This is a genomic window from Gymnodinialimonas sp. JB5-7, assembly GCF_055693405.1.
Window position 1 is genome coordinate 1,482,142 of the sequence record NZ_JBVFUX010000012.1, and the last position, 17,304, is coordinate 1,499,445.

A 17,304-nucleotide genomic window follows, 5' to 3' on the forward strand; every position below is an offset into this window, starting at 1 on the left:
TCAGTCTATGCACAAGATGCGACTTGGTCCGATGTCATTTGGTCTTTGAGTGCGTGTGTGGATCAATTCAGGAGCCAGCAATACGCTTACTACGAGTCTCAAACCGATTGGTTCACGGAGCAATTCGCGGGGACACACCCTTTATCGAGCGGAACTTGCGCATCGTTCACGGCCGCGAATTAACGGACCGGCGATTTCCGCTGCAGGGTTCGTGGTGGGTCGAATACGGTATGGAAGGTGAGTTCGATCAAACGCGCTTCTTCTGTCGCATGATCGGCCCGGGGCCTGCGGATCACCATTCAGAAGACGCCTTAATGGCACGCTGGATTGAACGCGGGATGGACGATGGCGTTTTCCAAGAGTTGGGCCATGCGTCCGCAGATATTAGCGTGTGCAACGCGGGCGGTCGGTTGGCGCATATCGATCTTGACCCTTCAGGCGTCGAATTGATTTTCGAACTGCGGACACAAGTCAGGACCGATCTGGACGCCGTTCATCCCATACCAAACTGCGAGTCGCCCTTCCGCATACCCATCGGGCTCTTGAGCCGACCCATTAGGAACCTCGAATGACTGCGACTAAGCCAACTATGGAGCAGCCCAATGCCTGACCAGTTAATCTTTGCTATGGAAGTGATCCTGAACGGATTGCTGAATGGGGTGATGTATTCGCTTGTCGCCTTGGGCTTTGTCCTGATCTTCAAGGCATCCGGCATCTTCAACTATGCGCAAGGCGTGATGGCCCTGTTCGCCGCGATGACGCTGGTGGGCATCCAGCAGGGGCGGGTGCCGTTTGGCCACCTCATCAACGCCATCTTCGGGACGGACATCCACTATTTCGGGTGGGAGGTTCCGGCGCTGGCGGCGATCCTGATGACCGTGCTGATCATGATCGCCTTCGCCTATCTGGTGCAGCGGTTCGTTTTCAAACATCTGGTGGGGCAGGAACCGATCATCCTGTTCATGGCGACGATTGGCCTGGCGTATTTCCTTGAAGGCGTGAGTGACCTGATGTGGGGCTCGGAAATTCGCAACCTCGATGTGGGTCTGCCGCAGGGGATCAACGACTGGATCGACGTGACCACGTTCGAGGCGTTGGGCTATGGCTTCTTCATCGACAATCTCGACATCGCGGCGGCGATTATTGCGGCGATCCTCGTGATGAGCCTGATTGCCTATTCGCAATACACCAAGAATGGCCGTGCGATGCGGGCGGTGGCGGATGACCACCAAGCTGCGCTCAGCGTGGGGATTTCGCTGAACTACGTGTGGATTTTGGTCTGGTCGCTGGCGGGCATGGTGGCCCTTGTGGCGGGTGTGATGTGGGGCTCAAAATCGGGCGTGCAGTTCTCGCTTTCGCTGATTGCATTGAAGGCTTTGCCAGTGCTCATGCTGGGCGGCTTTACCTCAATCCCCGGCGCGATTGTGGGCGGCCTGATCATCGGTGTGGGTGAGGCGCTGTTCGAGTTCGCCATCGGCCCGATGATCGGTGGCGCGACGGAGAATTGGTTCGCCTATGTGCTGGCGCTCGTGTTCCTGGTGTTCCGGCCGCAGGGCCTGTTCGGGGAGAAGATCATTGAGCGGGTTTGATGTGGCGTCGGCGGATTGGATGGGTCCTGATCGGCCTTGTGGGGGCCATGGCGCTTTTGCCGGGCGCAATCGTCGGAGCGTTGCGCCTGTGGTGGCGGTTGACCGATCCCGAGCGGTTCGAAACGACCTCGTTCTTGATACATTACGATTGGTGGGCGTGGCCTCTGATCGGCGTGATGGGATTGGGTGGTGCGGCATTGATCTGGTCGGCCCGGTTGGACCGATAGGGAGAGGCAATCACGATGGCGCAAGACCAACCCAAACCCCTGTTCGTGCGACTGCTGCTGTTCGTGCTCGGGGGCGGCTGCGCGCTGATCGTGGTGACCATGGCCATCTTCATCCCGTTGGCGATGGTGGCCGATTGGGGTGGCGGGTCACGCGGGCGCTCGGTCGGCGGGTTCGAGTTGCTGGTGGGCCTGAGCATTCTGGACGCGGGGTTCGGATTGCCGCACGTGATCTTCGCGCGGGACACGGTGAACTGGAAATGGATGGTGGGCATTCCCGGTGTCTTGGTTGCGGGCCTGATCTGGGCCCATTTGGATCAAGCCGGGGACCTGTTCAGCTATTTGATCATCATCGCAATCGCGGTCGTGCTGGGGATGGGCTTTTTCTTTTCCTTCCGCGCGCTTTCAGGGCGCGCGCCGCCGCAGGCATGGCGGGACAAGCCATGAGAATTTCGCAAGGGAGCGTAGAGCATGCTGTATCGTGAGGCCGGTGATTTCTCGACCACCTATAGCCAGGACAACCAGACGTTCCCGATCCGGTTTGATCGGATGGGCTATTACTTTGCACTGCTGATCGGCGCGGTCGTTATCCCGTTCCTGATCAATGACTATTGGGCGAATTCGCTGCTGATCCCGTTCCTGATCTACGCGATTGCGGCGATTGGGCTGAATATCCTGACGGGCTATTGCGGGCAGGTCTCGCTTGGGACCGGTGGGTTCATGGCGGTGGGGGCGTATACGTCCTACAAGCTGATGACGGCGTTTCCGGGGCTCGACATGATCTCGATCACGCTGTTGTCGGGGTTCATGACTGCGATGGTGGGGGTGGCGTTCGGGCTACCAAGCCTGCGGATCAAGGGGTTCTACCTGGCCGTGGCAACGCTGGCGGCGCAGTTCTTTCTGGTGTGGATGTTCAACAAGGTGGGGTGGTTCTACAACTACTCCGCCTCGGGCCAAATCAGTGCGCCGGAGCGGGATTTCTTCTACTTCATTAACTTGCCGGTGACGGGGCCGAATGCGGAATCGTGGGTGAAATACCTGTTCTGCTTCCTGTTTGTGTTCGTGCTGTCCTGGGTGGCGCGGAACTTGACGCGTGGCTCGGTCGGGCGGCAATGGATGGCGATCCGCGACATGGATATCGCGGCGGAGATCATCGGGGTGAACCCGCTCAAGGCCAAGCTGACGGCGTTTGCTGTGTCCTCGTTCTACGTCGGTGTGTCGGGAGCGTTGTTGTTCACCGTCTATCTGGGCGCGGTGGAAGTGGGTGAGGTTTACGGCATCACCAAGAGCTTCCTGGTCCTGTTCATGATCATCATTGGGGGGCTAGGCTCGATCTTCGGCTCCTTCGCGGGGGCGGCGTTCATGGTGCTTTTGCCTGTGTTCTTGAAATTGCTGCTGGTGGACGGGCTTGGCTTTGACACGGCGCTGAGCGCGCATTTCCAGTTCGTCATCGTAGGTGCGTTGATCATGTTCTTCCTGATCGTGGAGCCGCACGGGCTCGCGCGCCTCTGGTCGCTGGCCAAGGAGAAACTGAGATTGTGGCCGTTCCCGCACTAGGCGGGGTCGCCCAAACGGGGCGCTCCGCAAAGGAGCGTGCCGCCAATACCCCGAGGCTCATGAGGCCCGGGAAAACCGAAGTCGGAAAATATCCAAGGGAGGAATGACCCGATGAAGAAACTGACAATCCTGGCGCTGACAAGCGCGATGATCGCGGGCACACCTGCGATGGCGGACCTTGTGTTCCCGTCGCTGAGCTACCGGACAGGGCCTTACGCGGCGGGCGGCATCCCGTTTGCCGATGGCTATGCCGACTACATGACGCTGCTGAACCAGCGCGACGGTGGCATCGGTGGCGTGGAGACCCGCGTGGTGGAGTGCGAAACCGCCTACAACACCGAGCGTGGCGTGGAATGCTATGAGAGCACCCGCGGCGAAGGCGCGCTGGTCTATCAGCCGCTGTCGACTGGCATCACCTACCAGCTGATCCCGCGCACGACGGCGGACGGTATCCCGCTTCACACAATGGGCTATGGCCGGACCTCTGCCGCCAACGGCAACGTCTTCAGCCACACCTTCAACTATCCCGCGAACTACTGGGACGCGGCAAGCGTGATCGTGAATCAGCTGCTGGAAGAGAATGACGGCAGCCTTGAAGGGCAGACCATCGCGCTCCTCTACCACAACTCGGCCTATGGCCGTGAGCCGATCCGCACGCTGCAAACGTTGGCGGAACAGGAAGGCTTCACCCTGACCGAGATTGCCGTTGACCATCCCGGTCAGGAGCAGGGCAACCAGTGGCTGCAAATCCGCCGCGAGCGTCCTGACTATGTGGTCATGTGGGGCTGGGGCGTGATGAACCAGGTTGCGGTTCAGGAAGCCATCAACACCCGTTACCCGATGGAGAATTTCATCGGCAACTGGTGGTCGGGTGCGGACCATGACGTGGAGCAGGCCGGTGCAGATGCGGCGGGCTATCGTTCGCTGAACATGAACCGTCTAGGCGACATGCCCGTGTTTGCCGAAATCCAGGAGCATGTGATTGATGCAGGGTTGGCAGCCGGTGACGGATCGAACCTGGGTAACGTGCTGTATACGCGCGGCATGTATGCGGCCTTCCTGGCGGCAGAAGCGGCGGCCTTGGCGCAGGAGATGTCGGGTGAGAGCGAGATCACACCTGCCCATATGCGCGACGCGATGGAGGCACTTGTCATCGACGCGGCGACTATGGAAGCCGCTGGCATGCCGGGCATTGGGCCGGAATTCGCGGTTTCCTGCGAAGACCACGGCGGCACCGGCATGGCGATCATGCAGCAGTGGGATGGCGAGCAGTGGGTGACACTGACCGACTTCATTGCGCCCGACGACAGCGTGACCCAGCCCCTGGTTCTGGAAGATTCGGCGCAGTACGCCGAGGAAAACGGGATCGAGCCGCAATGCGCGGAAAGCTGATCCGTTGATCTGAAACCTCCGGCGGCGGCGCGTGCTGCTGCCGCCGGAATTTGCATATTTTTGGAACAAAGATGGGCAGGGCGTGCCCGGATATGCGACCGCTGCGAGGAGGGCCGGAGGCCTGAGGCGTAAAGGTCGCGCGCGCGCCGTTAACCTTAATCGGGGATGAAGATGCTGGATCAGACCACTGAGACGGACGTGCAGGCGGAGACGCTGCTGGAGGTCAACAATATCGAGGTGATCTACAACCACGTGATCCTCGTGTTGAAGGGCGTGTCGCTGAAGGTGCCCAAGGGCGGGATCACCGCCTTGTTGGGCGGCAATGGGGCTGGCAAGACCACAACGCTGAAGGCAATTTCCAACCTGCTGCATTCTGAGCGTGGGGAAGTGACCAAGGGATCGATCCTGTACCGCGATGAGCCGGTGGCCGATCTGTCACCGTCGGACCTTGTGGATCGCGGTGTCATTCAGGTGATGGAGGGGCGGCATTGCTTTGAGCATCTGACTGTCGAGGAAAACCTGCTGACCGGCAGCTATACCCGCAAGGACGGGCGCGCGGCGATCGCCGCCGATCTGGAGCTGGTCTACGATTATTTCCCGCGCCTGAAAGAGCGGCGGACGAGCCAGGCGGGCTATACCTCGGGCGGGGAACAGCAGATGTGCGCGATTGGCCGCGCGTTGATGTCCAGGCCTGAGACGATCCTGTTGGATGAGCCGAGCATGGGCCTTGCCCCGCAGCTGGTGGAACAGATTTTCGGCATCGTGAAGCGGCTGAACGAGGAGCAGGGCGTGACCTTCCTGCTGGCCGAGCAGAACACCAATGTGGCGCTGCGGTTTGCCCATTATGGATACATTCTGGAGAGCGGGCGCGTTGTGATGGACGGCCCGGCGGCGGAATTGCGCGAAAACCCGGATGTGAAGGAATTCTACCTCGGCATGTCCGAGGAAGGGCGGAAGTCGTTCCGCGATGTGCGGTCGTATCGTCGCCGCAAGCGTTGGTTGAGCTGAGGGAGCGCGGGTGATGCTGGACAAGATCCAAGGCCATTTCGACGCGCTGGAGACGCGCAGCGCGGATCAGCGCACGGCGGAGCATTTGGCGGCGCTGAATGCGCAGTTGGAGCGCGTGGCGCAGGCGCAGGACAGTTGCCTGATTTCAGGGCCTTTGGAAGATCTGTCCGGCCTTGCGGCCCTGCCTGTTCTGCGAAAATCCGATCTGGTCGCGTGGCAGGCCGAGACCCCGCCCTTTGGCGGCATGGCTGTGTCCAATGCGGCGCACATCTTCCAAAGCCCCGGCCCGATTTATGAGCCCGGCGGGATCAGCCATGATTGGTGGCGGATGGGGCGGTTCCTGCACGCGGTGGGCATCGGTGCCGATGATATCGTGCAGAATTGTTTCGGCTATCACCTGACGCCGGCGGGGATGATCTTTGAGTCTGGCGCGCGGGCGGTCGGCGCGACCGTTCTGCCGGCAGGTGTCGGACAGACCGAATTGCAGGTGCGCGCGGCCAAGGACATCGGGTGCACGGCCTATGCGGGCACGCCGGATTACCTGAAGGTGATCCTCGACAAGGCCGATGAGATGGGGGAGGCGCTGTCCTTTACCCGCGCCGCGGTTGGAGGTGGGGCGCTGTTCCCATCGCTGCGGCAGGAATATGCGGATCGGGGGATCACCTGCCTGCAATGCTATGCGACGGCTGATCTGGGCAATATCGCTTATGAGAGTCAGGCCATCGAGGGGATGATCCTCGATGAAGGCGTCATCGTGGAAATCGTGCGCCCGGGCACCGGCGATCCGGTGGCCGAAGGTGAGGTCGGGGAGGTTGTTGTGACCTCGCTCAACCCCGACTACCCATTGATCCGGTTTGCCACAGGCGATTTGAGCGCCCTGATGCCCGGTCAAAGCCCGTGCGGGCGCACCAATGCGCGCATCAAGGGATGGATGGGGCGCGCCGATCAGACCACCAAGATCAAGGGCATGTTCGTGCGGCCGGAACAGGTGGCGGATTTTGTCGCCAAAACCGGTGTGGCCAAGGCCCGCGTCATCGCCACGCGCGAGGGTGAGATGGACGCGATGATTGTGCAGGTGGAAGGGGACGCGCCGGATGCGGGGCGTCTGGCTGATGCGGTGGTCGCGACACTCAAGCTGAAAGGGCAGATCGACATCGTGGCGCCTGGCAGCCTGCCGAATGACGGCAAGGTCATCGACGATCAGCGCAGCTACGACTAAAGCACTTTGCGTTCTATCAGAGGCACACTTATTGCGTTCGCGCCATCGGCGCGAGGCAGCGGGTCGCGATTCAAATCAAACGCAAAGTGTTCTAGGGCTTAGCGATTGCTGCTTTCGGCAGCGCGCAATTCGGCCGGGGTGGCATAGCCATTGCCGTCCACATCCACGCGATTGAATGCGATCCCGTAGGCGCCAAGGTTGCGGATGCGGCGCGACATGGGCGCGCCGATTTCGGCCATGGTGGCAATGAAGGTGCGGAATTCGTCCGGGGTAAGCAGCTCATCCCCGTTTCGATCTGCAGCGAGGAAAGCCTGAACGCTTTCCTCTTCATATTGCGCCTGCGCGGCCGAGGGCAGACCAGCAAGGGCCGCCAGAATGGCCATGTGTCCGAGATATCTCATGGTGATCTCATTGGGTTCGATTGAAGCGTATATGGAATATAGGAACGCGGACGATCACTTGCCGGTTCCATTGTCGTGAGCACACTCGGATCGGCGGCTATTCGCCAAAGGCGCATGCCTCGTCATTGGATGACAGCGTGATGGCCCGGCCCGGCCAATTCCCCGTTATCGTTTAGCGTCTGGCCTGCATGCTAGAAAAATCGCAACGAAACGAATCGACGGAGACGACCCGAAATGCGTGCCAGCCTCATCGCCCTGACTGCCGGCCTGATTGCCAGTTTATCGCCCATCGCGGCCGCGGCCGATACGGCCCTTCTGATCGTCAACGACCGCTACAGGAACGCCCAGAACCTGCGTGAAGGGGGATCCGTCGAGGCATTGGGTGCTCGGCTGCAAGATGCGGGCTTCGATGTGATCACAGTGGCCGATGGCGATGGCGCCGATATGCGCGACGGGTTGGAGCGCCTTTTGGCTGCAAATGAAACGGACCGCGTTCTGGTGGCCGTTGTCGGCCATTTCGCCCGCTCGCGCACCGACAGCTGGCTGTTGGGTAGCGGCGTGGACGAGCCAAACCTGGCCACTGTCAGCGGAGATGGCCTTAGCCTGTCCGTGCTCATGGAGGCCGCGGCAAGCGCGCCGGGCCGCTCGGTCATCCTGTTGGGGCTGGAGCGACGGCGTATCACCCTTGGCCAAGGGTTGGGCGCGGGTGTGGGCCGGGTCGACGCGCCGCAGGGCGTCACGGTTGTGGCTGGGATGCCGGAAGATGTGGCCGATTTCGCACGCTACCAACTGCTTGCGCCGGGCACCGACCTTGAAGCGGCCCTCAACGCGGCGCAGAGCCTGCGCAGCTTTGGGTTTGTCTCGTCTGAACTGCCCTTTTTCCCGGCCATCGCCCAGGCCCCTGCTCCAACGCCCACGCCGACCCCACAGCCGCCTGCGCCGTCGCAGCCCAGTGCGGATGAAACGGCGCTGTGGGAGGCAGCGGTGGAGCTGGACACAGCGGGTGCTTACCGCGCCTACGTGACCCGCTATCCCAACGGCTTCTATGTCAACGATGCGCGCGCGCGCATTGATGCGTTCGAGAATGATCCCACCGCTTTGGCGCGCGCCGCGGAAGATGCGTTGAACCTGACGCGCGACCAGCGCCAGCAGATACAGCGCAGCCTGTCGATCCTCGACTACGACACGCGCGGCATTGACGGTATTTTTGGCACGGGCACGCGGACGGCCATCCGGGGCTGGCAAGAGGCCAACGGCCTGCCGACGACAAGCTATCTGGATGCGCCGCAGATCAATTCCCTGTCGCAGCAAGCCTCGGTCCGCGCGGCGGAATTGGAGGAAGAGGCCCGCATCGCCCGCGAGGCGGCGGAACGGGCCGATCGGGCCTATTGGCAGGTGACGGGTCAGGGATCGACCGAAGAGGGGCTGCGGGCCTATCTTGGGCGCTACCCGGACGGCCTGTTTGCTGAACTCGCGGAGGACCGGCTGGAGCAATATGAACGTGCGGCCCGAGCCGAGGCTGAGGCGCGCGACCGCGCAGCCTGGGATGTCGCGCGAGGCACAGATACGGTGCCCGCCTATCAGGGCTATCTGAACGAGTATCCGGACGGTTCCTTCCGTGATCAGGCACAGGCCCGGATCAACCAGCTTCAAGGCAATGATGGGGGCCTGACGGAAGCGCAGCGGGCCCAATTGCTGGCACAGGAAAACGCGCTGAACCTGCCGCCGGTGACCCGTTCGTTGATCGAGCAGCGCCTGGCCGCCCTGGGGCTGGAGCCCGGACGGATCGATGGCCGCTTTGATGCCAATACCCGCCGTGCCATTCGCCGCTATCAACGCGCGCGGGGTCTGGACGTGACGGGATATTTGAACCAGCCTTCCGTCGTGCGCCTGCTGGCCGAAACGGTCGGCGGCATTCTGCAGATCGATGGGATTATCAACCGGTGAAATATCTCTTTGTTGCGGCGGCCCTGTTCGGGGCCGCACTGGGACCGCAAGCTGCACAGGCTCAGGATGCGGCGGAATTGGCCGCGGCCCGTCAGGTGCTGCTGCAGCTTCAGCCGCGCAGCTTTTCCGAGAACCTTGAATATTGCGGCTATATCGGCCGCATGCCGGATGGGCGGTTGATGGCCACTGAGGTCACACGTGGCGATGCCTGGGGGTGCCTCAGCCGGGGGATGAAAGCCGGTTCGTGGAGGTTGTGGCCAGTTTCCACACCCATGCCGCGTTTGACCACGCCGCGGATAGCGAAGTGCCCTCAAGCGACGACATGTATGGCGACATCGAAGAGCAGGTGAACGGCTATGTCGCCACGCCCGGCGGGCGGCTTTGGTATATTGATCACCGCCGTCAGGTCGCCAGGCAGGTCTGTGGCTTGGGCTGCATGGGGCAGGATCCCAACTTCGTCCCCGGCGATGCGGGTCCGATTGCACAAAGCTACGGCTTGCAGGATCTTTTGCGCCGCGAGGGGCGCTAAGGCGCTTTAAGGATCGAGGGCGACGCCCGCGGGGCAGCCGACGGGGACGTTGCCGTTGCTGTCTGGCGTGCAATCCTGCGTTTGCGCAGCGATCGGCAGGGCGGTCAGGGCGATGAAAAGCGCGGTCAAAATCGGGCGCAGGGTCATGGAAACGGTCTTTCTCTAAAAAAATCTGGTGCAAGATACACGATTCTTTTGCTGCTGCGCTACGGCGTGAAATCCGTAGGCGGAAATCCGATCATCTCACAAACCCGGCATGAAAAAAGCCGCCCCGATTGGGGGCGGCTTTTTGGTGGGTCGCTCAGATGACCTTAGCCCTGGCGGGCTTTGAACCGGCGCTGCGTCTTGTTGATGACGTAGACGCGGCCCTTACGGCGCACAACGCGGCAATCGCGGTGGCGGTTCTTGAGCGAGCGGAGCGAGTTCTTGACCTTCATGGGTCTTCTCCTTCGTCGCGGCGCGTCAGCTGCGCCTGGTTTCGGTCTGGGCGCGCAATGCCGCGCCCGGTGAATATCTCGTGGCCCTGATCGGGGCCTGTGGTCTGGTCCGATTTCAGACTTTCCTACGGAAAGTCGAAACTCGGTTGCCGACACTTTGTTGCACAAAGTGCGGCCTGGTGGGCGATACTGGGATCGAACCAGTGACCCCTTCGATGTCAACGAAGTGCTCTACCGCTGAGCTAATCGCCCTTTTACCTTTGCGGAGCATCTTTGCCGGGCAAGTCTGCGCAAACAGACGCCAAGCCCAAGGCGCGCTGACCGCGTGGGTGAGCGGTCGTATAAAAGGTTGCCCGGACCCGTGCAAGGGCTTTTGGCTTCGGTGGAAAAGCCGCTATATTCGAGGGTAACGAATTTGACTGGAAGCTTTATGCACGCCGCGTTCCGCCTCGATCTGCCACGCGAAATTACCAGCTGTGTCACAGTGGCCTCGCCGCATTCTGGGCGCCATTACCCGACCGCATTTTTGCGGGCGTCTGTGCTGGACGAGCGTACGATCTCGCTCATCGGAGGATGCGTATATTGACCGGCTTGCGGCGGCGGCGCCTGCCTTGGGCGCGCCACTGCTGGCCGCCGAATGGCCGCGGGCTTATCTGGACCTGAACCGGGCCGCGGATGAGTTGGATCCGGGTGTGATCGACGGGGTGGGCCGCGCCGTGCAAACGCCGCGGATCAATTCCGGGCTGGGTGTGATCCCGCGGGTCGTAGCCAATGGGCGCGCGATCTACCGCGGAAAGCTGACCCGCGCCGAAGCGGAGGCCCGGATTGCGCAGATCTGGCAGCCCTACCATGGGGAGTTGGAGCGACTTTTGCGCAATGCGCGCGAGGAATTCGGACAGGCGGTTCTGATCGACATGCATTCCATGCCCCATGAGGCGCTCGATTCGGTGGCGCGACCGGGCACGCCACGGCCCGAGGTAGTCTTGGGCGACCGCTTTGGCGCATCTGCAAGCACCGAGATTGTCGATGTATTGGAGCAGAGCTTTCTGGAGGCGGGCCTTGTCGTCAGCCGAAATGCCCCTTTCGCGGGCGCTTACATCACGCAGCGCTACGGGCGGCCGACCAAAGGGTTTCATGCCGTTCAGGTGGAGATCGATCGCGCGCTCTACATGAATGAGCGCATGGTGCGCCCGAATGCGAATTTTGAGGCGGTGAAGGCCATTGTAGCACAGGTGCTGGCCCGCGTGATCGGCGCGTTGCCCGGACGGATGCCTTTGGCGGCGGAGTGACGTCGGCAGACGCTCGTCCGGCTTGGGCCGAACATCGCCCCTCCCACCGTCCCGTATTCCAGCGCGCGGGAGTCGCGTTTGTGGCAAGGTCACGACCCTAGCGGAGTGCGCGCCCTTTCAAGATAGCATCTGAGCCGAACCGGTCGCGGATCGCGTCCGAGGCGCGTTCGGCCTTGATCCTCGCGGCCTCCTGTGGATCCAGGAGATTGCCTTCACGATCGGCCTGATCCTCAGCAATCAGGTCCGAGACGCCGACACCCAGCAGACGGTAGGGTTTTGGATGGTCCATGTGATCGAAAAGCGCGCGCGCGGTGCCGTAAATGCGGTCTGCGGTTTGTGTCGCGTCAGGGCAGCGTGTTGCGCCGCGTGATGAGTTTGAAATCCGCGCGTTTGAGTTTCAGCGTGACGGTGCGACCCGCAATGCCCTTGGCCTTGAGGCGGTCCGCGACCTTTTCGGCCATGCGCCATATATGGCCGTCAAGCAGATCGACCGAGGCGATGTCGTCGTTAAAGGTTGTTTCGTTAGACACGCCCTTCACGGCACGGTCGCGTTTGACAGAGCGATGATCTTCGCCGCGCGCGAGGTGCCAAAGCCGTTCGCCCATGGACCCGAAGCGCTCGCCCAATGCCTCCCGCTCCCACCGGCGCAGATCGGCGAAGGTGTTGATCCCGGCCTTGTTGAGGGAGGCCTGCCCGACCTCGCCGATGCCCCAGATCATGCGGACCGGTTTGTCTGACAGGAAATCGAGCGTCTCTGCTGCGCCGATGACCGAAAAGCCGCGGGGTTTTTCGAGGTCCGAGGCAATCTTGGCGAGGAATTTGTTGTGCGACAGGCCGATTGAGCCGGTGATGCCGATCTCTTCCCGCATCCGTTTCACGAGGCCGCGCCAGCATCACGGCGGGGGGCTTGCCATGCAGGCGCGCCGTGCCGGTGAGGTCCATGAAGGCTTCATCCAGGGACAGCGGTTCGATTGAGGGGGTGAGCTCCTCCATCAGCGCGCGGACTTGTTTGGAAACCTCGACATAGGTGTCCATCCGACCTTTCACCACAACCGCTTCGGGGCAGAGTTTGAGCGCCTGGAACATCGGCATGGCCGAGCGCACGCCTTTGATCCGTGCGATGTAGCAGGCGGTAGAGACCACGCCGCGCCGCCCACCGCCGATGATCACGGGCTTGTCGCGGATCGCAGGGTTATCGCGCTTTTCGACAGACGCGTAGAAGGCGTCGCAATCCATGTGCGCGATGGAGAGGTCGAAGAGTTCCGGATGCGCATGTCACGCGCGGCGAGCGGCACACCGGGCATCGGCGCGCATCATCGAAGGTTTCCAGGCAATCGCGGCAAAGGGCGGGCATGGGGGCAGGATACGCCTGTGCGGGCGGAAGCGGAAGGATGGGAATGCAAATAAATTAGTAATTGCTAATATTAATGATTGCTAATATGAAGCCGCCATGACACAGGAAGATCCCTTCAAGGCCCTGGCCGATCCGACCCGGCGCGCAATCCTTGACCGGCTGCGCGCGAGCCCGGCCAGCGTTGGGGATCTGACCGATGGGCTTCCAATCAGCCAATCGGCTGTTTCGCAGCAGCTTGGCGTGTTGCGGGCTGCAGGTTTGGTGAAGCAGGAGCGGGATGGCCAGCGCCGCATTTATTCTGTGGATGGCGACGGCTTTGCGCAGGTCCGCGATTGGATCACGCACTATGAGGCTTTCTGGGATGAGAAGCTGGACGATTTGGCTGCGCATTTAGCCAAGGGACGGAATTGATGGGCGTGCGTGAGATCATCCGCGAAGTAGACTTGCCGCATCCGCCGGAGCGCGTTTGGACCGCGTTTTCGACCAGTGCAGACTTGGCCGCGTGGCTGATGCCCAATGACTTCCGCCCCGAACTGGGTGTGCCGTTCACCTTTCGCGCCGATCCTGCACCAGGCTTTGACGGATCGTGCATTGCGAGGTGCTGAAATTTGATCCGCCGCGGCTTTGGCAGGTCAGCTGGAAAGCCGGGAAGGTCGATACCGTTTTGACGATTACCCTGGCGCCAGCGCCGGGAGGCACGCGTCTGCGTCTTAGCCATACGGGGTTTGGGGCGGGCACGGTGTTGCCGAGGGTCGTCCTCGGCATGGGCTGGACACGCCTGTTGCGCGGAAAGCTGATGGATTTGCTGACAGAGGAGGGCTGAGAGATGGCGAAGAAATTGGAAGAGCGCGTGGCCTGCCGGACCCCGGCGGAGGGAAAGGGCGGGACAAACAATATCCCGGTCTGGAAATACGAGGCCGTCAGCACGGCCATTCGTAGCGTTTTGGAAGAGGCAGGCGCGGAGGGTATGCTGAACAAGGACTTGCGCGCTGCGGTGGGCGCACGGATGAGTGCGGAGGATCTGGAAAACCTCGGCAAGCTCGGATGGCACGTTGTGACCGTGAAGCTAGAGATGGAAGTGCGGGGCGAGGTTGTGCGCCTTCCCGGAAAAGGTCCGCTAAAGATCGCGGCGGCTTAGCCATTTTTCCATGTAGATGCGGGGGAACCCGTGTTCGACCACTTCGCGGTAGGGGCGGTAGCCCAAACGCCAGTAATAATCGCGATCTCGATTGCATCCGGGCGTGGGTGTAGAGGCGGATCAGATCGTATTCCATATCCGTGGCGCGCGCTTCGGCCAAATCCATGAGGCGGCGGCCATGGCCCTTGCCCTGTGCGTCCGGCGCGACAGCGACATTGTCGAGAAGCAGGGCATCGTCCAGAGGGATCAGGACCAAGAGAGCCTCGATGCGGTCCCCCTCCAGCACTGTCACCTGACCCTTGGCGATATGCGCGGCATAATCGTCCAGCATCGGGCCCGGTTTTGCGCCGATGATCGCCATCCAGGGCGCGTAAGCCGCCTCAACCAGCGCCTCAACCTGCGGGAGATCGGCGGGCGTGGCGGCGCGCAAAATGACGTTGGCCATGGGCAACACCTGCTTGAATTGCCGGGATTCCGCCGTCGATTGGGGGTGGAGTCGCGCGCGCGGAACCCTCATATCCTTTTCACATGAAGCTAGAAGACCAGATCAGAGGATTTTTGGCCATGCTTGAAGACCTGTTGGGCGATTTGCTCGGCGGTAGCGGGTTCGTGCTCGCCATCGCACTTTTCATCATTCTTTGCATTTACCTTGGTATTCGGATCGTTCCGCAATCCGAAAAGCACGTGGTTGAGCGGTTCGGCCGCCTGAAATCGGTGCTCGGGCCAGGGATCAACTTCATCATCCCGTTCCTGGACCGGGTGGCGCACAAGGTGTCCGTGTTGGAGCGCCAGCTGCCGACGGCCAGCCAGGATGCGATCACCTCGGATAACGTGTTGCTGGTGGTTGAAACCAGCGTGTTCTACCGCGTGTTGGAGCCGGAGAAGACGGTCTACCGCATCCGCGATGTCGACGCGGCGATTGCCACCACGGTGGCCGGTATCGTCCGCGCCCAGATTGGTAAGATGGAGTTGGACGAAGTGCAGGCCAACCGCGCCACGCTGATCGCCCAGATCAAGGAACAGGTCGAGTCGGCCGTGGACGACTGGGGGATCGAAGTGACACGCGCAGAAATCCTCGATGTGGGTCTTGATCAAGCAACGCGCGATGCGATGTTGCAGCAGCTCAACGCCGAGCGTGAGCGCCGCGCCGCCGTGACCCGCGCCGAAGGTCAGCGTCGCGCGGTGGAGCTTCAGTCGGACGCGGAGCTTTATGCCGCCAGACAGGAAGCAGAAGCCCGCCGCGTGTCAGCGGATGCCGAAGCCTACGCCACCGGCGTCGTGGCCGAAGCGATCCAGAAAGGCGGGCTGGAAGCCGTGCAATACAACATTGCGCTGGAGCAGGTGAGGAGCATTGCTAAGGTGGCCGAAGGGCAGGGCAGCCAGACGATTATTGTGCCTGCCGACGCGGTAGATGCCTTCGGCAAAGCGTTTACAATGCTGAAAGGCCGGGGCTGATGGATCCGTTCTGGGGCCAATGGTGGGTCTGGGGTGTTGCGGCGGTCGCGTTGGCGGTCGGCGAGGTTCTGTTACCGTCTTACGTGTTGTTGGGCTTTGGCGTGGGGGCGGGGATCGTCGCCCTTCTGCTGTTGATCGGAGTTCCGGTGGCATCCTCTCTGCCGGTCCTGTTGCTGGTCTTCGCAGTCACGTCGCTGATCGCATGGATCCTGCTGCGGCGCTTTCTGGGCGTCTATAACGGCCAGGTGAAGACGTTCGACCACGACATCAATGACTGACTTGAAAGAGTATGCGCCGCTGTCCGACCGGGTGGCGGCGCTGGGCGAGCATGACGACCTGCTGATCGACGCAAGCGCCTTTGGCGATCTGGCCGAGATCACCCCATTTCGGCGACATCATCATCGACAATGGCTACCGTCGGTCGATTGGGTGGGCTGGGCCGGGCGAGGACCGACCCTATGAAATTTCTGATCGCACCGTGGGCGTCATCACCTACGCAGAGCCTGAGGCGCTGCGCCGGATCGGCCTCTGGATGCTGCATCTGCTGTTCTCGGGGCGCGAATGGGGCGGGCTTGAGCTGACGCACCCGACCAGCCGGGTGAAGCACCTTTATGTGGAGATCGAGCAGCCCGAGCCTGTGCCCTACTTTCTGAAGACGGAAGGCAAGCTACGCTACACGGCCTATGAGCATTGGCCGAAGGAGGTGCGCCGCCATCCGTTCGCGGAAATCGGCATGTCGGGGGTGCACCGGGTTGAGCCCGAGGATCGCCCCCTCTTTGCCTTTGGCTGGAGCGAGCGGCAGACCGCTATGGCCCCGAAAGTCACAGAAGCGGACCAACTTATCATCGCGCTCTCCCCGCGGGCCTGTGCGCCATGGCGAGCCTGTTTTTCGATATTGGCCACAAGACGCTTGGCCATAACGAGGTCGATATGGAACCGCCGATCGTGGGATTTGCGGCGACCCAGCCCCGCTCCATCGAGGCTCGGTTCTGGATGCCGGGCTCGCTAGGCTTCTATGCCGACAGTCTGGACGGCATCACGCTGCCTCCGGTGCCGGAGGACTAGGTTCACGCCAACTCGCTCAACACTCGCTCGGCCGCTGCTTTCGGGTCCTGATGCTGCCATATCGGTCGGCCCACAACGATATGGTCGGCCCCGTCGGCAATGGCTTGTGCCGGTGTCGCCACGCGCTTCTGGTCGCCCAAGGCAGCCCCGTCGGGGCGCACGCCCGGGGTGACGATCAAACGCCCATTTGCCTCTGGCAACGCGCGGATCATCGAGGCCTCTTGGGGCGAGGCGATGACGCCATCGGCGCCGGCGTCAAACGCTCGGCCCGCGCGCTCCGCCACGAGATCGGGGATTGCGCCGTCGCGGATCAGGGAGGCGTCAAGATCATCACGGTCGAGCGAGGTCAGGATCGTCACGGCAAGGATTTGCGTCTTTGATCCGGCGGCCCCTCTTTCGCGGCCCGCACGACATGAGGGTCGCCGTGGACCGTCAGGAAATCCAGATCGAACTGCGCCAGGCCGCGCACGGCGGCCTCGACTGTTGCGCCGATGTCGAACAGCTTCATGTCGAGGAAGATACGTTTGCCGTGGTCCTGCTTGAGCTCATTGGCAAGCGCGAGGCCGCCACCCGTCAGCATCCCGAGCCCGATTTTGTAGAACGAAACGCTGTCACCGATCTGTTCGGTCAGGGCCAATCCCTGCAACACGTTTGGCACATCAAGTGCCACGATCAGGCGATCATCGGCCATCTGAGCTTC

The 17,304-nt window shown here is 61.8% G+C and carries 20 protein-coding genes, 1 tRNA gene and 5 pseudogenes; 19 read left to right on the top strand and 7 right to left on the bottom strand.

The features are described 5' to 3' along the window. Positions 1–155: 155 nt before the first annotated feature. The 8 genes from ACZ1HK_RS15865 (at position 156) to ACZ1HK_RS15900 (ending at position 6,989) form a co-directional block, all read left to right on the top strand. Complete coding sequence (locus ACZ1HK_RS15865; RefSeq protein WP_472629510.1) at positions 156–572, top strand: hypothetical protein; 417 nt, start codon at positions 156–158, stop codon at positions 570–572. Positions 573–602: 30 nt separating this feature from the next. Next, complete coding sequence (locus tag ACZ1HK_RS15870) at positions 603–1,589, top strand: branched-chain amino acid ABC transporter permease (RefSeq protein ID WP_472629511.1); 987 nt, start codon at positions 603–605, stop codon at positions 1,587–1,589. Further along, positions 1,589–1,816 (top strand): hypothetical protein, encoded by a 228-nt coding sequence (locus tag ACZ1HK_RS15875; RefSeq protein ID WP_472629512.1) that lies wholly within the window; start codon positions 1,589–1,591, stop codon positions 1,814–1,816. Before ACZ1HK_RS15870 ends, ACZ1HK_RS15875 begins: the two co-directional genes overlap by 1 nt. A 15-nt stretch (positions 1,817–1,831) precedes the next feature. Beyond that, complete coding sequence (locus ACZ1HK_RS15880) at positions 1,832–2,260, top strand: hypothetical protein (RefSeq protein ID WP_472629513.1); 429 nt, start codon at positions 1,832–1,834, stop codon at positions 2,258–2,260. A gap of 24 nt (positions 2,261–2,284) precedes the next feature. Then, positions 2,285–3,370, top strand: a complete 1,086-nt coding sequence (locus ACZ1HK_RS15885) for a branched-chain amino acid ABC transporter permease (RefSeq protein ID WP_472629514.1) — start codon at positions 2,285–2,287, stop codon at positions 3,368–3,370. Positions 3,371–3,481: 111 nt separating this feature from the next. Beyond that, positions 3,482–4,762, top strand: a complete 1,281-nt coding sequence (locus tag ACZ1HK_RS15890) for an ABC transporter substrate-binding protein (RefSeq protein WP_472629515.1) — start codon at positions 3,482–3,484, stop codon at positions 4,760–4,762. A gap of 171 nt (positions 4,763–4,933) precedes the next feature. Further along, positions 4,934–5,770, top strand: a complete 837-nt coding sequence (locus ACZ1HK_RS15895) for an ABC transporter ATP-binding protein (protein WP_472629516.1) — start codon at positions 4,934–4,936, stop codon at positions 5,768–5,770. 13 nt (positions 5,771–5,783) lie between these two features. Further along, positions 5,784–6,989: a phenylacetate--CoA ligase family protein gene (locus ACZ1HK_RS15900; RefSeq protein WP_472629517.1), complete on the top strand. Its 1,206-nt coding sequence runs from the start codon at positions 5,784–5,786 to the stop codon at positions 6,987–6,989. A 98-nt stretch (positions 6,990–7,087) separates the two neighbouring features. Here ACZ1HK_RS15900 and ACZ1HK_RS15905 read toward each other — a convergent pair whose 3' ends face one another. Continuing rightward, the gene (locus tag ACZ1HK_RS15905; RefSeq protein ID WP_472629518.1) at positions 7,088–7,390 is read right to left on the bottom strand and encodes an EF-hand domain-containing protein; all 303 of its coding nucleotides are present in this window, start codon (positions 7,388–7,390) and stop codon (positions 7,088–7,090) included. A gap of 234 nt (positions 7,391–7,624) precedes the next feature. Between ACZ1HK_RS15905 and ACZ1HK_RS15910 the strand changes: the two genes are divergently transcribed. Beyond that, entirely contained in the window at positions 7,625–9,337 is a 1,713-nt protein-coding gene (locus ACZ1HK_RS15910; RefSeq protein ID WP_472629519.1) for a peptidoglycan-binding protein, read from the top strand. A gap of 95 nt (positions 9,338–9,432) precedes the next feature. Then, positions 9,433–9,866: pseudogene (locus tag ACZ1HK_RS15915) on the top strand (DUF4329 domain-containing protein). 6 nt (positions 9,867–9,872) lie between these two features. On the opposite strand, the gene ACZ1HK_RS15920 reads toward ACZ1HK_RS15915, so the two are convergent. The 3 genes from ACZ1HK_RS15920 to ACZ1HK_RS15930 all read right to left on the bottom strand — a co-directional run bounded on the left by ACZ1HK_RS15920 (position 9,873) and on the right by ACZ1HK_RS15930 (position 10,555). After that, positions 9,873–10,013: a hypothetical protein gene (locus tag ACZ1HK_RS15920; RefSeq protein ID WP_472629520.1), complete on the bottom strand. Its 141-nt coding sequence runs from the start codon at positions 10,011–10,013 to the stop codon at positions 9,873–9,875. Positions 10,014–10,177: 164 nt separating this feature from the next. Beyond that, on the bottom strand, positions 10,178–10,303 hold the full coding sequence (gene ykgO, locus ACZ1HK_RS15925; protein ID WP_008562923.1) for a type B 50S ribosomal protein L36: 126 nt from the start codon (positions 10,301–10,303) through the stop codon (positions 10,178–10,180). 177 nt (positions 10,304–10,480) lie between these two features. Further along, positions 10,481–10,555, bottom strand: a tRNA-Val gene (locus ACZ1HK_RS15930). Positions 10,556–10,733: 178 nt separating this feature from the next. On the opposite strand from ACZ1HK_RS15930, the pseudogene ACZ1HK_RS15935 reads away from it, so the two are divergent. Continuing rightward, positions 10,734–11,592: pseudogene (locus ACZ1HK_RS15935) on the top strand (N-formylglutamate amidohydrolase). A gap of 97 nt (positions 11,593–11,689) precedes the next feature. On the opposite strand, the pseudogene ACZ1HK_RS15940 reads toward ACZ1HK_RS15935, so the two are convergent. After that, a pseudogene (locus ACZ1HK_RS15940) lies at positions 11,690–12,946 on the bottom strand (DNA polymerase IV). A gap of 96 nt (positions 12,947–13,042) precedes the next feature. Here ACZ1HK_RS15940 and ACZ1HK_RS15945 point away from each other — a divergent pair. The 4 genes from ACZ1HK_RS15945 to ACZ1HK_RS15960 are packed head-to-tail and all read left to right on the top strand — an operon-like array spanning position 13,043 to position 14,084. Continuing rightward, the gene (locus tag ACZ1HK_RS15945; protein WP_472629521.1) at positions 13,043–13,357 is read left to right on the top strand and encodes an ArsR/SmtB family transcription factor; all 315 of its coding nucleotides are present in this window, start codon (positions 13,043–13,045) and stop codon (positions 13,355–13,357) included. Then, positions 13,357–13,551, top strand: a complete 195-nt coding sequence (locus tag ACZ1HK_RS15950) for an SRPBCC family protein (RefSeq protein WP_472629522.1) — start codon at positions 13,357–13,359, stop codon at positions 13,549–13,551. The genes ACZ1HK_RS15945 and ACZ1HK_RS15950 overlap by 1 nt, the downstream gene beginning before the upstream one ends. Next, positions 13,545–13,769: an SRPBCC family protein gene (locus ACZ1HK_RS15955; RefSeq protein WP_472629523.1), complete on the top strand. Its 225-nt coding sequence runs from the start codon at positions 13,545–13,547 to the stop codon at positions 13,767–13,769. Before ACZ1HK_RS15950 ends, ACZ1HK_RS15955 begins: the two co-directional genes overlap by 7 nt. A gap of 3 nt (positions 13,770–13,772) precedes the next feature. Beyond that, positions 13,773–14,084: a DUF6958 family protein gene (locus ACZ1HK_RS15960; protein WP_472629524.1), complete on the top strand. Its 312-nt coding sequence runs from the start codon at positions 13,773–13,775 to the stop codon at positions 14,082–14,084. 157 nt (positions 14,085–14,241) lie between these two features. On the opposite strand, the pseudogene ACZ1HK_RS15965 reads toward ACZ1HK_RS15960, so the two are convergent. Next, a pseudogene (locus ACZ1HK_RS15965) lies at positions 14,242–14,601 on the bottom strand (GNAT family N-acetyltransferase); the annotation flags it as partial. Positions 14,602–14,648: 47 nt separating this feature from the next. On the opposite strand from ACZ1HK_RS15965, the gene ACZ1HK_RS15970 reads away from it, so the two are divergent. Genes ACZ1HK_RS15970 through ACZ1HK_RS15985 form a run of 4 tightly spaced genes read left to right on the top strand, consistent with a single transcriptional unit; the run spans position 14,649 to position 16,548 of the window. Then, the gene (locus ACZ1HK_RS15970) at positions 14,649–15,539 is read left to right on the top strand and encodes an SPFH domain-containing protein (RefSeq protein WP_472629525.1); all 891 of its coding nucleotides are present in this window, start codon (positions 14,649–14,651) and stop codon (positions 15,537–15,539) included. After that, complete coding sequence (locus ACZ1HK_RS15975; RefSeq protein WP_472629526.1) at positions 15,539–15,817, top strand: NfeD family protein; 279 nt, start codon at positions 15,539–15,541, stop codon at positions 15,815–15,817. The genes ACZ1HK_RS15970 and ACZ1HK_RS15975 overlap by 1 nt, the downstream gene beginning before the upstream one ends. Beyond that, positions 15,810–16,001: a hypothetical protein gene (locus ACZ1HK_RS15980; RefSeq protein ID WP_472629527.1), complete on the top strand. Its 192-nt coding sequence runs from the start codon at positions 15,810–15,812 to the stop codon at positions 15,999–16,001. Before ACZ1HK_RS15975 ends, ACZ1HK_RS15980 begins: the two co-directional genes overlap by 8 nt. 16 nt (positions 16,002–16,017) lie before the next feature. After that, a complete protein-coding gene (locus tag ACZ1HK_RS15985) occupies positions 16,018–16,548 on the top strand; it encodes a hypothetical protein (protein WP_472629528.1) in 531 nt (176 codons plus the stop codon). A 58-nt stretch (positions 16,549–16,606) separates the two neighbouring features. Here ACZ1HK_RS15985 and pyrF read toward each other — a convergent pair. Continuing rightward, a pseudogene (gene pyrF / locus ACZ1HK_RS15990) lies at positions 16,607–17,295 on the bottom strand (orotidine-5'-phosphate decarboxylase). Between the last annotated feature and the right edge of the window lie 9 nt (positions 17,296–17,304).

Coding starts and splice junctions, on each gene's coding strand:
- ACZ1HK_RS15980 (WP_472629527.1), top strand. CDS start 15,810: ATGACTGACTTGAAAGAGTATGCGCCGCTGTCCGACCGGGTGGCGGCG.
- ACZ1HK_RS15945 (WP_472629521.1), top strand. CDS start 13,043: ATGACACAGGAAGATCCCTTCAAGGCCCTGGCCGATCCGACCCGGCGC.
- ACZ1HK_RS15875 (WP_472629512.1), top strand. CDS start 1,589: ATGTGGCGTCGGCGGATTGGATGGGTCCTGATCGGCCTTGTGGGGGCC.
- ACZ1HK_RS15885 (WP_472629514.1), top strand. CDS start 2,285: ATGCTGTATCGTGAGGCCGGTGATTTCTCGACCACCTATAGCCAGGAC.
- ykgO (WP_008562923.1), bottom strand. CDS start 10,303: ATGAAGGTCAAGAACTCGCTCCGCTCGCTCAAGAACCGCCACCGCGAT.
- ACZ1HK_RS15890 (WP_472629515.1), top strand. CDS start 3,482: ATGAAGAAACTGACAATCCTGGCGCTGACAAGCGCGATGATCGCGGGC.
- ACZ1HK_RS15900 (WP_472629517.1), top strand. CDS start 5,784: ATGCTGGACAAGATCCAAGGCCATTTCGACGCGCTGGAGACGCGCAGC.
- ACZ1HK_RS15970 (WP_472629525.1), top strand. CDS start 14,649: ATGCTTGAAGACCTGTTGGGCGATTTGCTCGGCGGTAGCGGGTTCGTG.
- ACZ1HK_RS15920 (WP_472629520.1), bottom strand. CDS start 10,013: ATGACCCTGCGCCCGATTTTGACCGCGCTTTTCATCGCCCTGACCGCC.
- ACZ1HK_RS15975 (WP_472629526.1), top strand. CDS start 15,539: ATGGATCCGTTCTGGGGCCAATGGTGGGTCTGGGGTGTTGCGGCGGTC.
- ACZ1HK_RS15910 (WP_472629519.1), top strand. CDS start 7,625: ATGCGTGCCAGCCTCATCGCCCTGACTGCCGGCCTGATTGCCAGTTTA.
- ACZ1HK_RS15880 (WP_472629513.1), top strand. CDS start 1,832: ATGGCGCAAGACCAACCCAAACCCCTGTTCGTGCGACTGCTGCTGTTC.
- ACZ1HK_RS15960 (WP_472629524.1), top strand. CDS start 13,773: ATGGCGAAGAAATTGGAAGAGCGCGTGGCCTGCCGGACCCCGGCGGAG.
- ACZ1HK_RS15905 (WP_472629518.1), bottom strand. CDS start 7,390: ATGAGATATCTCGGACACATGGCCATTCTGGCGGCCCTTGCTGGTCTG.
- ACZ1HK_RS15870 (WP_472629511.1), top strand. CDS start 603: ATGCCTGACCAGTTAATCTTTGCTATGGAAGTGATCCTGAACGGATTG.
- ACZ1HK_RS15895 (WP_472629516.1), top strand. CDS start 4,934: ATGCTGGATCAGACCACTGAGACGGACGTGCAGGCGGAGACGCTGCTG.
- ACZ1HK_RS15950 (WP_472629522.1), top strand. CDS start 13,357: ATGGGCGTGCGTGAGATCATCCGCGAAGTAGACTTGCCGCATCCGCCG.